The organism is Streptomyces sp. NPDC002386 (assembly GCF_053593175.1).
This window is the reverse complement of the sequence record NZ_JBSFBX010000002.1, coordinates 599,402-617,057: the sequence shown is the minus strand read 5'-3', so window position 1 is coordinate 617,057 and position 17,656 is coordinate 599,402. Positions and strand designations below refer to the sequence as shown.

Sequence of the window (17,656 nt, the reverse complement as noted above, 5' to 3'; positions counted from 1 at the left end):
CGTTATCGAACGTTAATAGACTCACCTGTGAGATTCCAAGCCGTTCGGCTTGATCATTAACGTTCCCCGGGGTGGACGTACACCGCACGTCCGTGAAAAACGGGCGAGTTGACCGGCTTTCAGGAGTCACCGGGTTTTTGATGGTGACTCAGCGGGCAAGCGGAGGGCGCCCGTCCGATCACTCCTGGTCACATCGGCCCGGGGCGGCGTAAGGCCAGCAGCGCCATGTCGTCCGCCATACCGCCCCCGGAGTGCCGCCTGACCTCCGCGGCGAGCCGGGTGAGCAGGGTGCGCGGGTCGGGGAAACGGCGCCCGGCGAGCCGGCGTACCGGGTCGTAGAACCGGCCGTGGGCGTCGCGGGCCTCGGTGAGTCCGTCGGTGAAGAGCAGCAGGGTGGCGCCGTCCGGGAAGCGGGACTCGGCCGCGCGGTCGGGCCGGCGGCCCAGTTCGCCCATGCCGAGCGGCAGCGCGGGCTCGTCCGCGGTCAGCGCCCGCAGGGTGCCGTCGGCGTGGAGCAGCAGGGGCGACGGATGACCGCGGTTGACGATCCGCACCACCCCCTCGCCGTGCGGCAGTTCGGCGAGGACGACGGTGGCGAAGCCCTCCAGCGCGTCGATCCCGTCGCGCCGGGCGCCCTCGCGGGCCAGCGCCCGCTCCAGCCGCCCGGCCACCGCCTCCAGCGTGGCCTCCTGCTCGGCGGCCTCCCGGAATGCCCCGATCAGCACGGCGACGGCGGCGACCGCCCCCATGCCCTTGCCGCGCACGTCCCCGACGACCAGCCGTACGCCGTGCGGGCCGTCCTGCACCGCGTAGAGGTCGCCGCCGATGAACGCGCCCTCCTGCGCCGCCTCGTACCGGGCCGCGATGTCGAGACCGGCGATGCGGGGGGCGGGCTCGGGCAGCACGGCCCGCTGGGCGGCCTCGGCGATCTCCCGGACGGAGGCGAGCCGGCGGTCGCCGAGACGTACGACCCGGTTGATGGCGACGGCCAGCAGGGCGACCGTGGCCACGGTGACGACCTGGGTGACGGTGTTGACGTCCAGACCGGGGCCGAAGTGGGCGTGCACCACATAGGTGGCGGCCAGGGCGGCCAGGCCGGTGAGGAGCGTGGTGCGCAGGGACGTCAGGGGCGCGGCGACCAGCGGGGCCGCGGTGAAGAACGGCACGGCGGTGAAGTCGCGCGGGGTGAGCAGGTCGTACAGCAGCCCGCCGACGACGAGCAGAAGGGCGAGGGCGCGGGGCAGGGTGCGCGTCACGGGGCGGGGGCACCGCTCCGGCGGCGTCTGCGCGGGGCCGGCGCCGAGGCCCTGGTCCGGGACGGACTCACCGGAGAGCCGGCCGCCCGCCCTGGCGTACGGGCTCTCCTCCACCTCACCAGGGCGCACTGCTGGTCTCCCGTGTCCTCGACGTACGACCAGCGTGGCGGGGGCGCGGGAGGCGGGCGACTGCTGTGGCCCGAGCGGATGACCTGCTGTGACGTACGCCACTCACCGGGCGCCACGGCGTCCCGGGCGCCCGGCGGGACCCGGAAAACACTCAGGGCCGGAATCCATGAACTGGATTCCGGCCCTGAGTCTTCAGTAGCGGGGACAGGATTTGAACCTGCGACCTCTGGGTTATGAGCCCAGCGAGCTACCGAGCTGCTCCACCCCGCGTCGTTGTGTCTCAAGCATACGCCATCCACGGGGGTGCTCCGCACACACGTTTTCGCGCGGCGCCGCTCAGGGCAGCAGATGCGCGTTCGGCGCCTTGGCCGGGCCCTCGCACTCGGGGAGCAGGACGACGTCCACGCCGGCGGCCGCCAGCACACCTGTGCCGTCGGCGCCGGGGACGAAGGTGTCCGGCTCCCGCCAGGCCGTGACCACCCGGCGCACGCCCGCGCGCAGGATCAGCTCGGCACAGGGTGCGGGGCGGGAGGCGCGGCGGGAGCAGGGCTCCAGGCTGCTGTAGACGGTGGCGCCGGGCAGCCGGGGGTCGGCCGGGTCGAGCTTCGCCAGGGCCGCCTCCTCGGCGTGCACCACGGGGTCGCCGCCCTCGCGCGAGTGGCCGCGGGCCAGCTCGGTGCCGTCGGCGGCCACCACCACCACGCCGACACTGAACGCCGTGCGGGAGGGCGGGCACAGGGCCGCCAGCTCACAGGCGGTGGCCAGCCAGCGCCGGTCGGCGGCGGCCGGCAGGGGGCCGGCGCCCGGGGCGGTGGGTTCGTAGCGCATGAGGACGACGTCCTCGATCCGGCGGGACTCGGTGAGCCGGAGCCGGCCGCCCTGGTAGGCGCCGGGGCCGAACAGGCGCGGGGCGGCCGGGTCGCCGACGAACAGCGGGGCGAGGACGAGCTGGAGTTCGTCGGCGAGTCCTTGCTGGAGGAGCTGGGTGTGGACGGTTCCGCCGCCCTCGACCATCAGGCGCCGCACGCCGCGCACGTCGTGCAGGTGCTCCAGCAGGGCGCGCCAGCCGAGCTCGGGGCCGAGCGGGACCACGTCGGCGGTCCCGGCGAGGACGCGGGCGGCCCGTTCGGCGCCCCGGTCCGTGGTGCAGACGAGCTTCTCGCCGCCGGTGTGCCAGAAGTTCGCGGCCGGGTCCAGGTCGCCGGAGGCGGTGACGGCGATCTTCAGCGGGTACGCGGGCCGGCCCTCGGCCACCCGGGCGGCACGGCGCGCGGGCGAGTTGACGAGGAGCCGGGGGTTGTCGGCGCGGATGGTGCCGGCGCCGATCAGGATGGCGTCCACCGAGGCCCGCACCTCGTCGACGCGGTCGAAGTCGGCCGGGCCGGAGAGCAGCAGCCGCTCGGGGCCGGTGTCGTCGAGGTAGCCGTCGAGGGAGACGGCGGCGGACAGCAGGACGTACGGGTACGGCATCGGCGCGCTCCCTCGCGAAGACCCCGGCGGAGCCTTGGTTCAAGTTTGAAACAAACCTACACTGGCGGCATGACGACCCGCTGGCTCACCCCCGAGGAGCAGCGCGCCTGGCGCGCCTACATCGCCGCCTCCCGGCTGCTGGAGGACGCCGTCGACCGGCAGCTCCAGCAGGAGGCCGGCATGCCCCACCTTTTCTACTCCGTGCTGGCCAACCTCTCCGAGACCCCCGACCGGCGACTGCGCATGACCGACCTGGCCGAGACCCTGAAGATCACTCGCAGCAGGCTGACCTACGCGGTGACCAGGCTGGAGCGGGACGGGCTGGTGCGCCGGGAGGACTGCCGCCAGGACCGGCGCAGCAGTCTCGCGGTGCTGACACAGGAGGGGATGGCCGTGCTGGAGCGTACGGCACCCGGACATGTCGAGACGGTCCGCACGACCCTGTTCGACCGGCTCACGCCCGAGCAGGTGGGACAGCTGGAGGAGATCTGCGCCGGGGTGGCCCGGGTGCTGGAGGGCGAGGAGACCGGGACCGCCGCGGAGGACGTGCCCTGGCGGCGGCGGGCGTCGCCCTGTTCGGGACAGCCGGCCGGGCCGCCCGGTTCCTGAGCGCGGCCCCGCGCGACCCCGCGTGGCGCCGCGCGGAATCCGTTGCTTGAACTTTTAAGCATGAGGTAGGGTCCCGGACGGAGCTGCTGCTTCAAATCTGAAGCAGCAGCCAAGGGACGGAACCCGGAGGCCCGCATGTCCGACACCCCCGCCGCCACCCCGCGCGCCCGCGTCCGGGTACCGCTGCGGTTCCACGACGGCTACCGCGTCGACGCCGAACTCGTCACCTTCCACGGTCTGGAGGACGGCCAGGAGCACGTCGCCGTCGTCCTCGGCGAGCCCGGCGCGGTCCCGCTGGTGCGGCTGCACTCCGAGTGCCTGACCGGGGACGTCTTCGGCTCGGCCCGCTGCGACTGCGGGCCGCAGCTCCGTGAGGCGGTCGAACGCATCGCGGAGCGCGGGGGCGTGCTGCTCTACCTCCGCCAGGAGGGGCGCGGCATCGGCCTGTACAACAAGCTCGACGCCTACGCCCTCCAGGACCAGGGGCTCGACACCTACGAGGCCAACGCCGCGCTCGGACTCCCGGAGGACGCCCGCGACTACACCGCCGCCGCCCAGATGCTGCGCGCGCTCGGCGTCGGGGAGCTGGACCTGCTGTCCAACAACCCGGACAAGGCCGAGCAGTTGCGCTCGCTCGGCGTCGTCGTCCGGGACCGGGTGCCGACCGGGGTCTTCACCACGGCCCACAACGTCCGTTACCTGCGCGCGAAGGTCCTGCAGACCCAGCACACGCTGCCGCTCGGCGAGTTGGAGGCCCTGCCGGAACTGAGCGCGGGCTGAGCGGGGACGGCACGGCGCCCGACGGTGCCGGACGGTCCCGGAACTAGTGCACGGAGAGGCCGCCGTCGACGAAGACCGACTGGCCGGTGACGTAGCCGGAGGCGCGGCTCGCCAGGAACACCGCGGCGCCCGCGAAGTCCTCGGCCAGGCCGTTGCGCCCCACCATCGTGCGGGCGGCGAGCGCCGCCACCCGCTCCGGGTCGGACGACAGACGCGCGTTGAGCGGCGTCATGACGAACCCCGGCACGAGCGTGTTGCAGGTGACCCCGTACGGCGACCAGGCCTCGGCCTGCGACCGGGCCAGCGACTCCAGCGCGCCCTTGGAGACACCGTAGGCACCGCTCTGCACGAACGCCCGGTGCGCCTGCTGGGAGGTGACGTGGATGATCCGCCCGAAGCCGCGTTCGGCCATGCCGGGTCCGAACCGCTGCCCCAGCAGATAGGGCGCCTCCAGGTTCACCGCCATGGTGGCGTCCCAGACGTCCTCGCCCAGCTCGCCCATCGGGGGCCGCAGATTGATCCCGGCGGAGTTGACGAGGATGTCGGGTTCCCCGAACACCCCGGCCACCTCCTCGGCCGCCGCGCGCACCCCCTCGCGGGTGCCGAGGTCGGCGCGCACCGAGGCCGCCCGGCAGCCGTCAAGGGCCAGCTCCTCGACCGTGGCGGCGAGTTCCGCCTCGCCGCGCGCCACGACCACCACGCTCGCCCCGGCCCGCGCCAGGGCACCGGCGACGGCCCGCCCGATGCCGGAACTGCCCCCGGTCACCAGGGCGACCAGGCCGTCCAGCGAGAACAGCTCCGAGAGATAAGCCCGCGAACCCATCCCCGCACCCTAGGCCGTGCCCGCACGGTCCCCCGGCCGGCCCCACCCGTCGAGGGACACCCGGGGGCCGCCGCCGAGGTACCCGGACAGGGCGTGGCGGGTGCCGGGCACGCAGTTCACGGGCAGCTCGTCGATGCCGGTCCAGCGGACCTCGGCGTGCTTGGCGGGTTCCCGGTTCTCGGGCTCTCCGCTCCACTCGTGGGCGGCGAAGACGACGGTGAGGTAGCCGCCCGGCGCCTCGACGCCCCGGGCGCCGTGGATGAGGTGCGCGACCTCCAGCGCCTCGGGCCGCACGGTCAGACCGGTCTCCTCGTACAGCTCGCGCACGGCGGTGGTGGTGACCGGCTCGCCCGGTTCGCTCTTGCCCACCGGGAGGTCCCACAGGCCCCGGCCGAACTTGGCCCGCTCGCCGCGCCGGAGGAGGACGACCCGGCCGGCGGCCCGGTCGTGGACGATGACGGCGGCGGCCAGCAGCGTCATGGACGCGAGAGCGGGGGGCAGGGCCCCGGGTCGGCCGCCGGTCTGCGGCTGGGTCACGGCATGTCCCTTCGGCGGGCCGCCGGGCACCGGCCCGCGGTCGCGGAGAACCCCGGGAAACGGCTCGCCCCCGGCTCGGTGTGTCGTTGAACCGGGGGCGGCACTGCGTAGGCCCTGTGGGACTCGAACCCACAACCAATGGATTAAAAGTCCACTGCTCTGCCAATTGAGCTAAGGGCCCTGGCGATGTTGCCTGTCCGAGCATAGCCGGACGCGGCCGGGGTTCCGATCGGGTATCGCCGACCCGGCCGCGTCGGGCGGGGGACGTGACTACTTCTCGGCCGGTTCGGCCGGCTCGGGGGCGTGGACGCGGGCCGGGCGCAGGAACCAGTGGCGGGCGGAGGCCAGCCACCAGGTCGCGGCGAAGCCCAGGACGACGAGGACGGCGACCGGGGCGTAGTTGAAGGTCTTCCAGGTGACCGGGGAGACCTGGGGGAGCATGAACAGCACGGTGATGACGCCCACCCAGGTGACGGAGACCAGACCGATCGGGACCGACCAGCGGCCCAGGTGCCACGGACCCCGCTCGAAGGCGTCGCCCTTGCGGACGCGGAGGAGGGTCGGCACGACGTAGGCGATGTAGAGGCCGATCACCGCGATCGAGGTGACCGCCGCGTACGCCGTGGTGTTGATGAGGTAGGGCAGGCCGAGCGCCAGGGCGCCGAGCGCGGCCAGCCAGACCGCCGCCACGGGGGTGCGGGTGCGGGGGCTGACCGTGTGCCAGACCCGGGAGAAGGGCAGCGCGCCGTCGCGGGAGAAGGCGTAGATCATGCGGCTGTTGGCGGTCACCGAGGCCATGCCGCAGAAGAGCTGGGCGCCGATCACCACCAGGAGCAGCAGCTTGCCGGCCGTGGCGCCCAGGGCGTCCAGGAGGATCTGGGCGGGGGGCGCGCCGGTCGGGGACGCCAACTCCCTGTCGTACGACTGGATGGCGAAGGTGAAGCCGAGGAGCAGGACGAAGCCGGCGATCCAGGAGGTCCAGATGGAGCGGACGATGCCCTTCGGGCCGGCCGTCGAGGCGTCGTGGGTCTCCTCCGTCATGTGGGCGGAGGCGTCGTAGCCCGTGAAGGTGTACTGGGCCATGAGCAGACCGAGCAGGACGACGTAGAGGCCGCTGCCCCAGCCCGTCCCGTTGACGAACTTCGTGAACACGAAGGACGCCGGCTGGTGGTGGTCCGGGACGAGGGCCAGCGCGCCGACGATCACCGCCACGCCCAGGACGTGCCACCACACGCTGACGCTGTTCAGGAAGGCGACGATCCGGACGCCGAAGGTGTTCAGCAGACCGTGCAGGAGCAGGATCGCCGCGAAGAGCAGGACGGTACGGCCCGGGGTCACCTCGAAGCCGAACTGGAGGTTCAGCCAGGCGCCGAGGAACGACGCCGCGCCGAAGTCGATGCCGGCCGTCACCGCCACCTGGCCCAGCACGTTGAACCAGCCGGTGAACCACGCCCAGGCCGCCGCCGAGCGGGGCGGCGCCAGCCGGTGGGCCCAGAAGTACAGGCCCGCCGACGTCGGGTACGCCGAACAGATCTCGGCCATCGACAGCCCCACGAACAGGGTCATCAGACCGACCGCCACCCAGCCCCAGGTGATCACCGCGGGTCCGCCGGTGACCATGCCGAAGAGGTACAGGGTCAGGCAGCCGGACAGGACCGAGATGATCGTGAAGGACACGGCGTAGTTCGAGAACGCCGACATCCGGCGGGCGAGGACCTGGGTGTAGCCGAGCTGGGCGAGCCGTTCCTCGTCCGACGGCCCGTCCGGGCCACTCTTCGCTATCGCGTCTTCTGTCATGCCCCCAGCGATTCCCTTCCGCACGTCGTGACATGCGTCACACGAGTGTCGCCCTGGTGCGCCGTCAGGGGGTGGCAGGGTGTGCGGCACGGCGGGGGCCTCGGTCTCAACGAGGATCTGGCAGGATAGGCCGCAGACCAGGAGTCCCTCCAGCAGCGAGGCGGGCTGGCCGCCGCCGGCCGGGCCGAAGAGGGCAGCGCACCCGGCACGCGATCCGCTCCCCGCTGTCCACCTGCTGAAGCCGGAACGGCCGCGGGCCCCGGAGAATCTCCGGGGCCCGCGGCCGTGTGCGGTGGGGACCGGCGGTGGGCCGGTCATCCGATGTCAGCCGTTGCGCTTCCAGCGCGGCTTGTCGTCACGGCGGCCGAAGGAGCCGGAGCCGGAGCCGGTGCCACGGTGGTCGTCACGACGGCCGTAGGGGCGGTCGTGACCGCCCGAACGGAAGCCCGGACGGTCGTCACGGCGCTCGCGGTTGAACGGACGGTCGCTGCCACGGTGACCACCGCGGTCGTCGCGGCGGAAGCCGCCCCGCTCGTCACGGCGCTCGAAGGACCGGCCACCACGGTCGCGGTCGGCGGGACGGCGGTCGTCACGGCGCTCGAAACCACGGCCACCGCGGTCGCCGCGGTCCCCACGGTCGTCACGACGCTCGAAGGAACGGCCACCGCGGTCACCGCGGTCGTCACGACGCTCGAAGCCACGGTCGCGGTCCCGGTCGAACGGACGGCGGTCGTCACGGCGCTCGAAACCACGGCCACCGCGGTCGTCACGACGCTCGAAGGAACGGCCACCGCGGTCACCACGGTCGTCACGACGCTCGAAGCCACGGCCACCGCGGTCGTCACGACGCTCGAAGGAACGGCCACCGCGGTCACCACGGTCGTCACGACGCTCGAAGCCACGACCACCGCGGTCGTCACGACGCTCGTACGGCGCAGAAGCCGCCGGACGGTCCTCACGCTCGGTCTCGCGCTCCGCCGGCTGCTGCGCCGCGGCCTCGACCACGGCCTCCGCCGCGGCCGCCTGGGCCTCGGCCACCGCGGTCTCCGGGTCCTCGCCCCGCTCGCGGGCGACCCGGGCGACGAGGCGGTCGGCCTCCTCGCGCAGCTCGGTGGCCCGGCGCTGGGCGCGCTCGAGCTGCTTGGTGAGCTGGGCCAGGTCGCGCTCGGCCTGCTGGGCCGCGTTGTTCGCGGACTCGGCCTGGACCTCGGTCATCGACCGGGCGCCGGTGATCTCGGCGACCTCCGGGTCGAAGGCGCCGGCGCCCTGGATGATGTGGCGCGCGGCGTCGACGCCCGCGTCCTCCATCAGCCGGAAGATCTGGCGCCGCTGGTGCGGCAGCGACAGAGAGACGACCGTGCCGGTACGGCCCGCACGCGCCGTACGGCCGGCGCGGTGCAGGTAGTCCTTGTGGTCGCCGGCCGGGTCCACGTTCAGCACCAGGTCGATGCCGTCCACGTGGATGCCGCGCGCCGCGACGTCCGTCGCGACCAGGACGTTGACGTAACCGTCCTTGAAGTCGGCCAGCGTCCGGGTCCGGGCGCCCTGGGTCATGCCGCCGTGCAGCGCGTCGGCCTTCGCACCGGCCTCGCGGAGCTGCTCGGCGACGCGGTCGGCACCGAGCTGGGTGCGGACGAAGATGATCGTGCGGCCCTTGCGGGAGGCGATCGCGGCCGTGACCGGCGCCTTGTCCTTCGGCTTCACGATGAGGATGTGGTGGGACATGGTCGTCACCGCGCCCTGGGCCGCGTCCACCTCGTGGCTGACCGGGTCGTTCAGGTAGCGGTCGACGAGCGTCTTGATCTCGTTCTCCATGGTCGCGGAGAACAGCATCCGCTGGCCGCCCGCCGGAACCTGGTCGAGCAGCTCGGTGACCTCGGGCAGGAAGCCCAGGTCGGACATCTGGTCGGCCTCGTCGAGGACGGCGATCTGGGTGTCCTCGAGCGAGCAGGCGCCGCGGTTGATGATGTCGCGCAGCCGGCCCGGGGTGGCGACGAGGATGTCGACGCCGCGCTCCAGGGCGTAGATCTGGTTGCCCATCGACGTACCGCCGCAGACGACCTTCATCTTCAGGCCGAGGACGTCGCCGTACGGCTGGAGAGCGTCGGCCACCTGCATGGCCAGCTCGCGCGTCGGGGTCAGGATGACGGCGCGGGGCTTGTGCTTCTGGGTGCGGCCGCCGGCCAGCGTGGCCAGCGTCGGCAGACCGAAGGAGAGGGTCTTGCCGGAGCCGGTGCGGCCGCGGCCGAGGATGTCCTTGCCGGCCAGGGCGTCCGGGATGGTCGCGGCCTGGATCGGGAAGGGGGTGGTCACGCCGTTCTGCGCGAGCTTGCGCACGACGCCCTCGGGGAGACCGAGGTCGGCGAAGGTGATCTGGGGGGACTGAGGGGTGTCAGTGGTCTCGGGGACCTCGGTGATCTCGGTCGTCCCGTCCACGAGTTCGTCCTTGACGTTCTCGTTCTCGGGCATGACGATCTGATCAGTACTGGACACGGACATGCGAATGCGAAACCTTCCGGAGTCTCTTCGGCACGCGCCCGTCAACTCCGTGATTCGCATACGACCGCCTCAATGCGGTCCGCCACGGCAAGGGAGAGTACGCGCCACACGGCGCGCTCTGTGGTGGCGCCGGGCAAATGGGATCAAACGATCTACCACCATACGCACTCACCACCCCCGAAGGCAAACCGGACCCTGTCGTCACAGGTCAGCGGCGCTCCAGGCGGCTCGCCTCACGCGGGTGCGCCCGCCGCGGGAGCCGGTTCACGCAGCGACAGTTGCGCCCTCGCCTCCTCGTGGGCCGACGAGGACGGCTCCGCCGACGGCGGCTCCGAGGTCGGCCCGGGCGGCGTCGACACCGGCGGCTCGGGCGGGGCGGAGGTCACCGGAGGCGACGGCTGGGCCTTGGTCGGCTCCGGATCCCCCGGCTGCGTGCTCTTCCCCGGCCGCGCGGACGCCGACGGCTCGGCGTCCTTCCCGGACGGCGACGCCGAGGCCGAGGCCGACTTGCCGGGCTTCGCCTTTCCCCCGCGCTCGTGTTTTCCGTCACTCCCCGGACCGCTGTACCCGTAGCCGCCCCCGCCGCCCCCCGGAGAGCCGTCCGGCGCCTCGCCGCCGCGCTGCCCCGCCGAGTGCGCGGGCCTGGCCCGGCCGTCGTCGTCACCGACGCTCACACACCCCGCGGCCACGGACACCGCCAGCGCCGTGACGGCCAGACGGACGGGTACGTACAAGCGGCGCACGGCGGCCACCTCCGGAGGCGGGAAAGGAGTCAACCTCCCCAACTCCCGCCGCCCGCAAGAGGACACGCACCGGGTCCGAACCCGTTCGCTCACCCGTACCCGAGCGCGTGCAGCCGGGCGTCGTCGATGCCGAAGTGGTGCGCGATCTCGTGCACCACCGTGACCTCCGTCTCGGCGACCACGTCCTCCCGGGACGCGCACATGCGCAGCGTCGGCCCCCGGTACACCGTGATCCGGTCCGGCAGCACCCCCGCGTACCACTCGCCCCGCTCCGTCAGCGGCGTCCCCTCGTAGAGCCCCAGCAGCTCGGGATCGTCGGCCGGCGGTTCGTCCTCGACGAACACCGCGACGTTGTCCATCAGCCGCGTCAGCTCCGGGGGGATCCGGTCGAGCGCCTCGGCGACCAGTTCCTCGAACTCCTCGCGCGTCATCTCCAGCACACGGTCATTGTCCGGCACGCGGCGGCCGCACGAGAGGGCCGGAGCGTCGCATATCCGCGCCGGAGCGTGGGCATACGGGCCCAATGGTCCGCGTCCCCGTCGCAGCCCTGAACCGCAGACTCCACCGCACACCCGACCGCAACCGCACCGCCCGCGCCCTGCCCGCCCTCGAACCGGCCGCCCGTCCCCGCCCCTGGCTGAACGCCCTCGGCCTCGGCGCCGTGGTCCTCGCCGGCGCCTGGCTCGGCCTGCTCGTCGTCGGCAACGTACGGGCCCCGGTCGGCCCGATGGACACCACCATGGCGCTGCGCCCCTCGCTCACCGGCGGCACGAAGATCAACGTCTCCCCGCTCGGCGCGCTGACCCTGGACAGCCACGTCGCCCCCGTCCGCCTGGACGTCAACGTCGACCAGCTCGACCCGCCCCGCGCCCAGGCCCTCGTCGACCACCCCGAACGCATCTCCGGCCTCCAGGACGAGGTCGCCCGGGACGTCGAGCACGGCACCCTCGACCTGGCCCTGCGCTCCGGGGTCGCCGTGGTCACCGGCGCCACCGCCCTCGGCCTCGCCGTCTACCGCCGCCCCCGGACCGCCGTCACGGCCGGCGGACTCGCCCTCACCCTGCTCGCGGCCTCCGGCGCCTGCGCCTACGCCACCTGGAACCCCAAGTCCGTCCTCGAACCCCGGTTCTCTGGCCTGCTGTCCTCGGCGCCGTCCGTGGTCGGCAACGCGCGCAGCATCGTCACCGAGTTCGACGTCTACCAGCAGGAGCTGGCCCGCCTGGTCACCAACGTGACCAAGCTCTACGACGTCACGTCCACCCTCCCCGCCTACCAGCCGGACCCGGCCACCCTCCGCGTCCTGCACGTCTCCGACATCCACCTCAACCCGGCGAGCTGGAAGATCATCGGCTCTCTGGTGAAGCAGTACAAGGTCGACGTGATCGTCGACTCCGGCGACACCATGGACCACGGCACGGCGGCGGAGAACGGTTTCCTCGACCCGATCGCCGACCTGGGCGTCCCCTACGTCTGGGTCCGCGGGAACCACGACTCGCGCGTCACCCAGCGCTATCTGGAACGCATGAAGAACGTCCACGTCCTGGACGACGGCCGCGCGCGGACCGTCGCCGGCCTGCGCTTCGCCGGCATCGGCGACCCCCAGTACACCCCCGACCGGTCGGTGGCACCCGGCGGCGACGCGGCCGAACGGCTCGCCGGCGACCGCCTGGCCTCGGCCCTGCGCGACCAGCGGGCGGCCGGCACCCCGGTGGACGTGGCCGTCGCCCACGAGCCCGTGGCGGCCCGGGAGACGGACGGCCAGGTGCCCCTCGTGCTCTGCGGCCACCTGCACCACGAGGGCACCGAGCTGCTGAAGTACGGCACCCGGCTGCGCATGGAGGGCTCGACCGGAGGCAGCGGCCTGCGCGCCGTGGAGGGCAGGTACCCCGACCCCATCGAGGCCTCGATCCTGTACATCGACCGCGACAGCCACCGCCTGCAGGCCTGGGACGAGATCAGGCTCGGCGGCCTCGGCCTGACCACGGCGGAGGTGAGCCGCCACCTCCCGGAGGACGTCCTCGACCACCGCCGGTCCGGCACCACAATCGGCCCGGACACCGCCTCCCCGGCCTCCCCGTAAACCGTTTTGGCGAACCCCGCCGCCATCCCATATGCTTCTCACGTCCCCGACGCGCTGAGAAGCGCCCAGGCGGGCCGATAGCCCTCATCGTCTAGCGGCCTAGGACGCCGCCCTTTCAAGGCGGTAGCACGGGTTCGAATCCCGTTGGGGGCACGCAATACCGTGTGCGACACTGTTGCACGCAAGCTTGGTCCTGTGGAGCAGTTTGGAGTGCTCGCCACCCTGTCAAGGTGGAGGCCGCGGGTTCAAATCCCGTCAGGACCGCTGAGGCTTCCCCGGAAGCCTCGTGGCTGGGTAGCTCAGTTGGTACGAGCGATCGCCTGAAAAGCGATAGGTCGCCGGTTCGACCCCGGCCCCAGCCACAACGAAGGCCCCGATCCCCGGATCGGGGCCTTGTTGTGTTCCGGGTGCCGCTTCGGCCCGGGCACCCGATCCGGTGGCGTCCGGCAGCCGGGGGCGCTACGTTCTCGCTGCTGGAGACGGTTCACCGGGGGACGGGGGAATGATGGGCCGGGACACGGCACGTGTGGTTCGGGACGTCGAGGTGGAGAAGTACCGGGCCCGGTACGGACTGCTGGCCGTCGTGGTCAGCAACATCGCCATCGCCGGGGTCGCCGCCTTCGGGGTGTGGCGGCTGGACGGGGACAAGGCCGTGATCGTCGGGGTGCTGACCGCCGCGTTCACCGCGGTGAGCAGCATGACGACCGCCTATCTGGGGATCAAGGCCGTGTCCAACACCGCGCGGTCGATCGCGCTCGGGGACGGCGCGGCCCGGAGGGACAGGGCGGCGGCGCCCGCGGATCCGCCCGCCGCCTAGCCGCCCACCGCCCGGCGGGTGCTCAGGGGGGTCGTGGCGCGGCCCTCGGGCAAATCGTTCGCCAGGGATTTCCGTGAGGTGAGATCCTGGACGGCGTATGTCTACGCATCCCGCCCCCGCCCTCGGCACCCTCGCCCCCCGCCTGACCGAGCTCTCGCTGCGCGACGCGCACCGGCTCGGCCGGCGGCTCGAGGGCGCGCGCAAGATCCGTAAGCCGGAGGCCCGCGCCGCCGTCCTCGCCGAGATCGAGGACGAGGTCGGCAGGGCCGAGGCCCGGATGGACGAGCGGCGCGCCCGTGTGCCCGCCGTCGACTATCCGGAACAACTGCCGGTCAGCCAGAAGAAGGACGAGATCGCGGCCGCCATCCGCGACCACCAGGTCGTGATCGTGGCCGGGGAGACCGGCTCGGGCAAGACCACCCAGATCCCGAAGATCTGCATGGAGCTGGGCCGCGGCGTGCGCGGCATGATCGGACACACCCAGCCGCGCCGGATCGCCGCGCGCACGGTCGCCGAGCGGGTCGCGGAGGAGCTGCGGACACCGCTCGGGGAGGCCGTCGGCTGGAAGGTCCGCTTCACCGACCAGGTCAACCCGGACGCCACGTTCGTCAAGCTGATGACGGACGGCATCCTGCTCGCGGAGATCCAGACGGACCGCGAGCTGCGCGCCTACGACACGATCATCATCGACGAGGCCCACGAGCGGTCCCTGAACATCGACTTCCTGCTGGGCTACCTCGCGCAACTGCTGCCGCGCAGGCCCGACCTGAAGGTCGTCATCACCTCCGCCACCATCGACCCCGAGCGCTTCTCCCGGCACTTCGGCGACGCGCCGATCGTCGAGGTCAGCGGGCGGACGTATCCGGTGGAGGTGCGCTACCGGCCGCTGCTGGAGGACTCCGACGACGCCGACCGGGACCAGATCACCGCGATCACCGACGCCGTCGAGGAGCTGATGGCGGAGGGTAAGGGGGACATCCTCGTCTTCCTGTCCGGAGAGCGGGAGATCCGGGACACCGCCGACGCCCTCACCAGGAAGAACTACCGGTTCACGGAGATCCTGCCGCTCTACGCGCGGCTCTCGCACGCCGAGCAGCACCGGGTCTTCCAGCCGCACACCGGCCGCCGGATCGTGCTGGCGACGAACGTGGCGGAGACGTCCCTGACGGTGCCGGGGATCAAGTACGTCATCGACCCCGGTTTCGCCCGGATCTCCCGGTACAGCCACCGCACGAAGGTGCAGCGGCTGCCCATCGAGCCGGTGTCGCAGGCGAGCGCCAACCAGCGCAAGGGCCGCTGCGGCCGCACCTCGGACGGCATCTGCATCCGGCTGTACGGCGAGGACGACTTCCTCGCGCGGCCGGAGTTCACGGACGCGGAGATCCTGCGGACGAACCTGGCGAGCGTCATCCTGCAGATGACCGCGGCCGGCCTCGGCGACATCGAGAAGTTCCCCTTCATCGATCCGCCGGACCACCGCAACATCCGCGACGGCGTGCAGCTGCTGCAGGAGCTGGGCGCGCTGGACCCGGCCCAGAAGGACCCGCGCAAGCGGCTCACGGAGACCGGCCGCAAGCTCGCCCAGCTCCCCGTCGACCCGCGGCTGGCCCGGATGGTGCTGGAGGCCGACAAGAACGGCTGTGTCCGCGAGGTGATGGTCATCGCGGCCGCGCTGTCCATCCAGGACCCGCGGGAGCGGCCGGCGGAGAAGCAGGCCCAGGCGGACCAGCAGCACGCCCGGTTCAAGGACGAGACCAGCGACTTCCTCGCGTACCTGAACCTGTGGCGGTACGTCCGTGAGCAGCAGAAGGAGCGGGGCTCCAGCTCGTTCAGGCGGATGTGCAAGCAGGAGTACCTGAACTTCCTGCGGATCCGCGAGTGGCAGGACATCTACACCCAGCTCCGCACGGTCGCCAAGCAGATGGGCATCCACCTCGCCGAGGAGGAGGCCCCGGCCGACCGCGTCCACGTCTCCCTGCTCGCCGGTCTGCTGTCCCACATCGGGATGAAGGACGTGAAGGACGGCAACAAGAACGAGTACCTGGGCGCCCGCAACGCCAAGTTCGCGGTCTTCCCCGGCTCGGCGCTGTTCCGCAAGCAGCCGCGGTTCGTGATGTCGGCCGAGCTGGTGGAGACCAGCCGGCTGTGGGCCCGGGTCAACGCGAGGATCGAGCCGGAGTGGGTGGAGCCGCTCGCCGGCCATCTGCTGAAGCGGACGTACAGCGAGCCGCACTGGGAGAAGGACCAGGCGGCGGTGATGGCGTACGAGAAGGTGACGCTGTACGGCGTCCCGATCGTCGCCCAGCGGAAGGTGAACTACGGCCGGATCGACCCGGAGGTCTCGCGCGAGCTGTTCATCCGCAACGCCCTGGTGGAGGGCGACTGGCGTACGCACCACAAGTTCTTCGCGGACAACCGCAGGCTGCTCAGCGAGGTCGAGGAGCTGGAACACCGGGCGCGGCGCCGGGACATCGTCGTGGACGACGAGACGCTGTTCGACTTCTACGACCAGCGGGTGCCCGAACACGTGGTGTCCGGTGCCCACTTCGACTCCTGGTGGAAGCGGAAGCGGCACGAGCAGCCCGAGTTCCTGGACTTCGAGCGGGCGATGCTCATCCGGGAGTCGGCGGAGGCGGTCACGAAGGCCGACTATCCGGACACCTGGCGCCAGGGGCCGCTGAAGTTCCGGGTGACGTACCAGTTCGAGCCCGGCGCGGACGCGGACGGCGTCACCGTGCACATCCCGCTGCAGGTGCTCAACCAGGTCGGCGACGAGGGCTTCGACTGGCAGATCCCGGGTCTGCGGGAGGAGGTGGTGACGGAGCTGATCCGTTCCCTCCCGAAGCCGGTGCGCCGCCACTACGTGCCCGCGCCCAACTACGCCAGGGCGTTCCTGGAGCGGGCGGTGCCGCTGCAGGAGCCGCTGACGGTGACGATGGCGCGCGAGCTGAGGCGCATGGTCGGTGTGCCCTTCGACGCGGAGGACTTCGACTGGACGAAGGTCCCGGATCACCTGCGGGTCACCTTCCGCATCGTCGACGAGCGGCGCCGCAGGATCGCCGAGGACAAGGACCTGGAGGCGCTGCGGCTGCGGCTGAAGCCGAAGGCGCGTGAGGCGCTCTCGCAGGCCGCGGCGGCCACCGCCTCCCGGCAGGGCGGGGAGTCCCTGGAGCGGTCGGGTCTCACCGACTGGTCGATCGGCACGCTCACCCGGGTCTTCGAGACGCGCCGTGCGGGTCAGCCCGTGAAGGCGTACCCGGCGCTGGTGGACGACGGCGACACGGTCTCGGTGCGGCTGTTCGACACCGAGGCCGAGCAGGCCGAGGCGATGTGGAAGGGCACCCGCCGGCTGATCCTGCGCAACATCCCGGTCAATCCGGCGAAGTTCGCGAGCGACCGCCTCAGCAACGCCCAGAAGCTCGCCCTGTCCGCCAACCCGCACGGGTCGGTGCAGGCTCTCTTCGACGACTGCGCGATGGCGGCGGCGGACAAGCTGATCGCGGACTTCGGCGGCCCGGTGTGGGACGAGGAGTCGTACCGGAAGCTGTACGACAAGGTGCGCGCGGAGATCGTCGACACGACGGTCCGCACGGTCGGGCAGGTGCAGCAGGTGCTGGCGGCCTGGCAGGCCTGTGAGCGGCGTCTGAAGGCCGTGCGCAGCCCCGCGCTGCTGGCGAACCTGACGGACGTCCGCAAGCAGCTCGACGCGCTGGTGAAGCCCGGCTTCGTGACCTGGGCGGGGATACGGCGGCTGTCCGACCTGATGCGCTACCTGGTGGCCGCGGACCGGCGCCTGCAGCAGATGCCGACGGGCGTCCAGCGGGACACCACCCGCATGGAGAAGGTCCACGAGATGCAGGACGAGTACGCCTGGCTGCTGGAGCAGCTTCCCCGGGGACGGCCGGTGCCGCGTGAGGTGCTGGACATCCGGTGGATGATCGAGGAGCTGCGGGTCAGCTACTTCGCGCACGCGCTGGGCACGGCGTACCCGGTCTCGGACAAGCGGATCGTGAAGGCCATCGACGCCGCTGCTCCGTGACCGTACGGACACGGTGGGTGAGTTCGACCAGGGGGCTCACCCTCCTGTACAGTCCTTCTCGCAGCACAGCGCAACAA

At 72.2% G+C, this 17,656-nt stretch carries 13 protein-coding genes and 5 tRNA genes; 8 read left to right on the top strand and 10 right to left on the bottom strand.

Going from position 1 to position 17,656, the window contains the following annotated elements; translation table 11 throughout:
• Nucleotides 1-188 precede the first annotated feature (188 nt).
• The 3 genes from ACWCPN_RS06990 to ACWCPN_RS06980 all read right to left on the bottom strand — a co-directional run bounded on the left by ACWCPN_RS06990 (nucleotide 189) and on the right by ACWCPN_RS06980 (nucleotide 2,855).
• Entirely contained in the window at nucleotides 189-1,385 is a 1,197-nt protein-coding gene (locus tag ACWCPN_RS06990; protein ID WP_451202964.1) for a PP2C family protein-serine/threonine phosphatase, read from the bottom strand.
• Between the two features lie 196 nt (nucleotides 1,386-1,581).
• Nucleotides 1,582-1,655: transfer RNA gene (locus tag ACWCPN_RS06985), tRNA-Met, on the bottom strand.
• A 66-nt stretch (nucleotides 1,656-1,721) separates the two neighbouring features.
• A complete protein-coding gene (locus tag ACWCPN_RS06980; RefSeq protein ID WP_451202961.1) occupies nucleotides 1,722-2,855 on the bottom strand; it encodes a dihydrofolate reductase family protein in 1,134 nt (377 codons plus the stop codon).
• Nucleotides 2,856-2,924: 69 nt separating this feature from the next.
• Here ACWCPN_RS06980 and ACWCPN_RS06975 point away from each other — a divergent pair, with 69 nt between their 5' ends.
• On the top strand, nucleotides 2,925-3,464 hold the full coding sequence (locus tag ACWCPN_RS06975; protein WP_451202958.1) for a MarR family winged helix-turn-helix transcriptional regulator: 540 nt from the start codon (nucleotides 2,925-2,927) through the stop codon (nucleotides 3,462-3,464).
• Nucleotides 3,465-3,599: 135 nt separating this feature from the next.
• The gene (locus ACWCPN_RS06970; RefSeq protein ID WP_451202955.1) at nucleotides 3,600-4,244 is read left to right on the top strand and encodes a GTP cyclohydrolase II; all 645 of its coding nucleotides are present in this window, start codon (nucleotides 3,600-3,602) and stop codon (nucleotides 4,242-4,244) included.
• Between the two features lie 43 nt (nucleotides 4,245-4,287).
• On the opposite strand, the gene ACWCPN_RS06965 is transcribed toward ACWCPN_RS06970, so the two are convergent.
• The 7 genes from ACWCPN_RS06965 to ACWCPN_RS06935 form a co-directional block, all read right to left on the bottom strand.
• Nucleotides 4,288-5,067, bottom strand: a complete 780-nt coding sequence (locus tag ACWCPN_RS06965; RefSeq protein WP_451202953.1) for an SDR family NAD(P)-dependent oxidoreductase — start codon at nucleotides 5,065-5,067, stop codon at nucleotides 4,288-4,290.
• Nucleotides 5,068-5,076: 9 nt separating this feature from the next.
• Entirely contained in the window at nucleotides 5,077-5,547 is a 471-nt protein-coding gene (locus ACWCPN_RS06960; protein ID WP_451203058.1) for an NUDIX domain-containing protein, read from the bottom strand.
• A gap of 165 nt (nucleotides 5,548-5,712) precedes the next feature.
• Nucleotides 5,713-5,785 (bottom strand) — tRNA-Lys (locus ACWCPN_RS06955).
• 89 nt (nucleotides 5,786-5,874) lie between these two features.
• Nucleotides 5,875-7,401, bottom strand: coding sequence for an amino acid permease (locus ACWCPN_RS06950; RefSeq protein ID WP_451202950.1), 1,527 nt, complete (start codon nucleotides 7,399-7,401; stop codon nucleotides 5,875-5,877).
• A gap of 324 nt (nucleotides 7,402-7,725) precedes the next feature.
• Nucleotides 7,726-9,900 carry a DEAD/DEAH box helicase gene (locus ACWCPN_RS06945; RefSeq protein WP_451202948.1) on the bottom strand — a complete coding sequence of 725 codons (2,175 nt, stop codon included), beginning with the start codon at nucleotides 9,898-9,900 and terminating at the stop codon, nucleotides 7,726-7,728.
• Nucleotides 9,901-10,133: 233 nt separating this feature from the next.
• Nucleotides 10,134-10,643, bottom strand: coding sequence for a hypothetical protein (locus ACWCPN_RS06940; protein WP_451202946.1), 510 nt, complete (start codon nucleotides 10,641-10,643; stop codon nucleotides 10,134-10,136).
• 89 nt (nucleotides 10,644-10,732) lie between these two features.
• Complete coding sequence (locus ACWCPN_RS06935) at nucleotides 10,733-11,083, bottom strand: metallopeptidase family protein (protein ID WP_365882569.1); 351 nt, start codon at nucleotides 11,081-11,083, stop codon at nucleotides 10,733-10,735.
• Between the two features lie 83 nt (nucleotides 11,084-11,166).
• Between ACWCPN_RS06935 and ACWCPN_RS06930 the strand changes: the two genes are divergently transcribed.
• From ACWCPN_RS06930 to hrpA, 6 genes are all read left to right on the top strand, one after another.
• Complete coding sequence (locus tag ACWCPN_RS06930; protein ID WP_451202943.1) at nucleotides 11,167-12,723, top strand: metallophosphoesterase family protein; 1,557 nt, start codon at nucleotides 11,167-11,169, stop codon at nucleotides 12,721-12,723.
• Nucleotides 12,724-12,803: 80 nt separating this feature from the next.
• Nucleotides 12,804-12,876: transfer RNA gene (locus ACWCPN_RS06925), tRNA-Glu, on the top strand.
• A 36-nt stretch (nucleotides 12,877-12,912) separates the two neighbouring features.
• Nucleotides 12,913-12,987 (top strand) — tRNA-Asp (locus ACWCPN_RS06920).
• A gap of 24 nt (nucleotides 12,988-13,011) precedes the next feature.
• A tRNA-Phe gene (locus ACWCPN_RS06915) sits at nucleotides 13,012-13,085 on the top strand.
• A gap of 143 nt (nucleotides 13,086-13,228) precedes the next feature.
• Nucleotides 13,229-13,540: a hypothetical protein gene (locus tag ACWCPN_RS06910; protein WP_392293186.1), complete on the top strand. Its 312-nt coding sequence runs from the start codon at nucleotides 13,229-13,231 to the stop codon at nucleotides 13,538-13,540.
• A 97-nt stretch (nucleotides 13,541-13,637) separates the two neighbouring features.
• Nucleotides 13,638-17,579: an ATP-dependent RNA helicase HrpA gene (gene hrpA / locus ACWCPN_RS06905; protein ID WP_451202940.1), complete on the top strand. Its 3,942-nt coding sequence runs from the start codon at nucleotides 13,638-13,640 to the stop codon at nucleotides 17,577-17,579.
• Nucleotides 17,580-17,656 lie beyond the last annotated feature (77 nt).

Coding starts and splice junctions, on each gene's coding strand:
- ACWCPN_RS06980 (WP_451202961.1), bottom strand. CDS start 2,855: ATGCCGTACCCGTACGTCCTGCTGTCCGCCGCCGTCTCCCTCGACGGC.
- ACWCPN_RS06975 (WP_451202958.1), top strand. CDS start 2,925: ATGACGACCCGCTGGCTCACCCCCGAGGAGCAGCGCGCCTGGCGCGCC.
- ACWCPN_RS06970 (WP_451202955.1), top strand. CDS start 3,600: ATGTCCGACACCCCCGCCGCCACCCCGCGCGCCCGCGTCCGGGTACCG.
- ACWCPN_RS06965 (WP_451202953.1), bottom strand. CDS start 5,067: ATGGGTTCGCGGGCTTATCTCTCGGAGCTGTTCTCGCTGGACGGCCTG.
- ACWCPN_RS06960 (WP_451203058.1), bottom strand. CDS start 5,547: ATGACGCTGCTGGCCGCCGCCGTCATCGTCCACGACCGGGCCGCCGGC.
- ACWCPN_RS06950 (WP_451202950.1), bottom strand. CDS start 7,401: ATGACAGAAGACGCGATAGCGAAGAGTGGCCCGGACGGGCCGTCGGAC.
- ACWCPN_RS06945 (WP_451202948.1), bottom strand. CDS start 9,900: ATGTCCGTGTCCAGTACTGATCAGATCGTCATGCCCGAGAACGAGAAC.
- ACWCPN_RS06930 (WP_451202943.1), top strand. CDS start 11,167: ATGGTCCGCGTCCCCGTCGCAGCCCTGAACCGCAGACTCCACCGCACA.
- ACWCPN_RS06910 (WP_392293186.1), top strand. CDS start 13,229: ATGGGCCGGGACACGGCACGTGTGGTTCGGGACGTCGAGGTGGAGAAG.
- hrpA (WP_451202940.1), top strand. CDS start 13,638: ATGTCTACGCATCCCGCCCCCGCCCTCGGCACCCTCGCCCCCCGCCTG.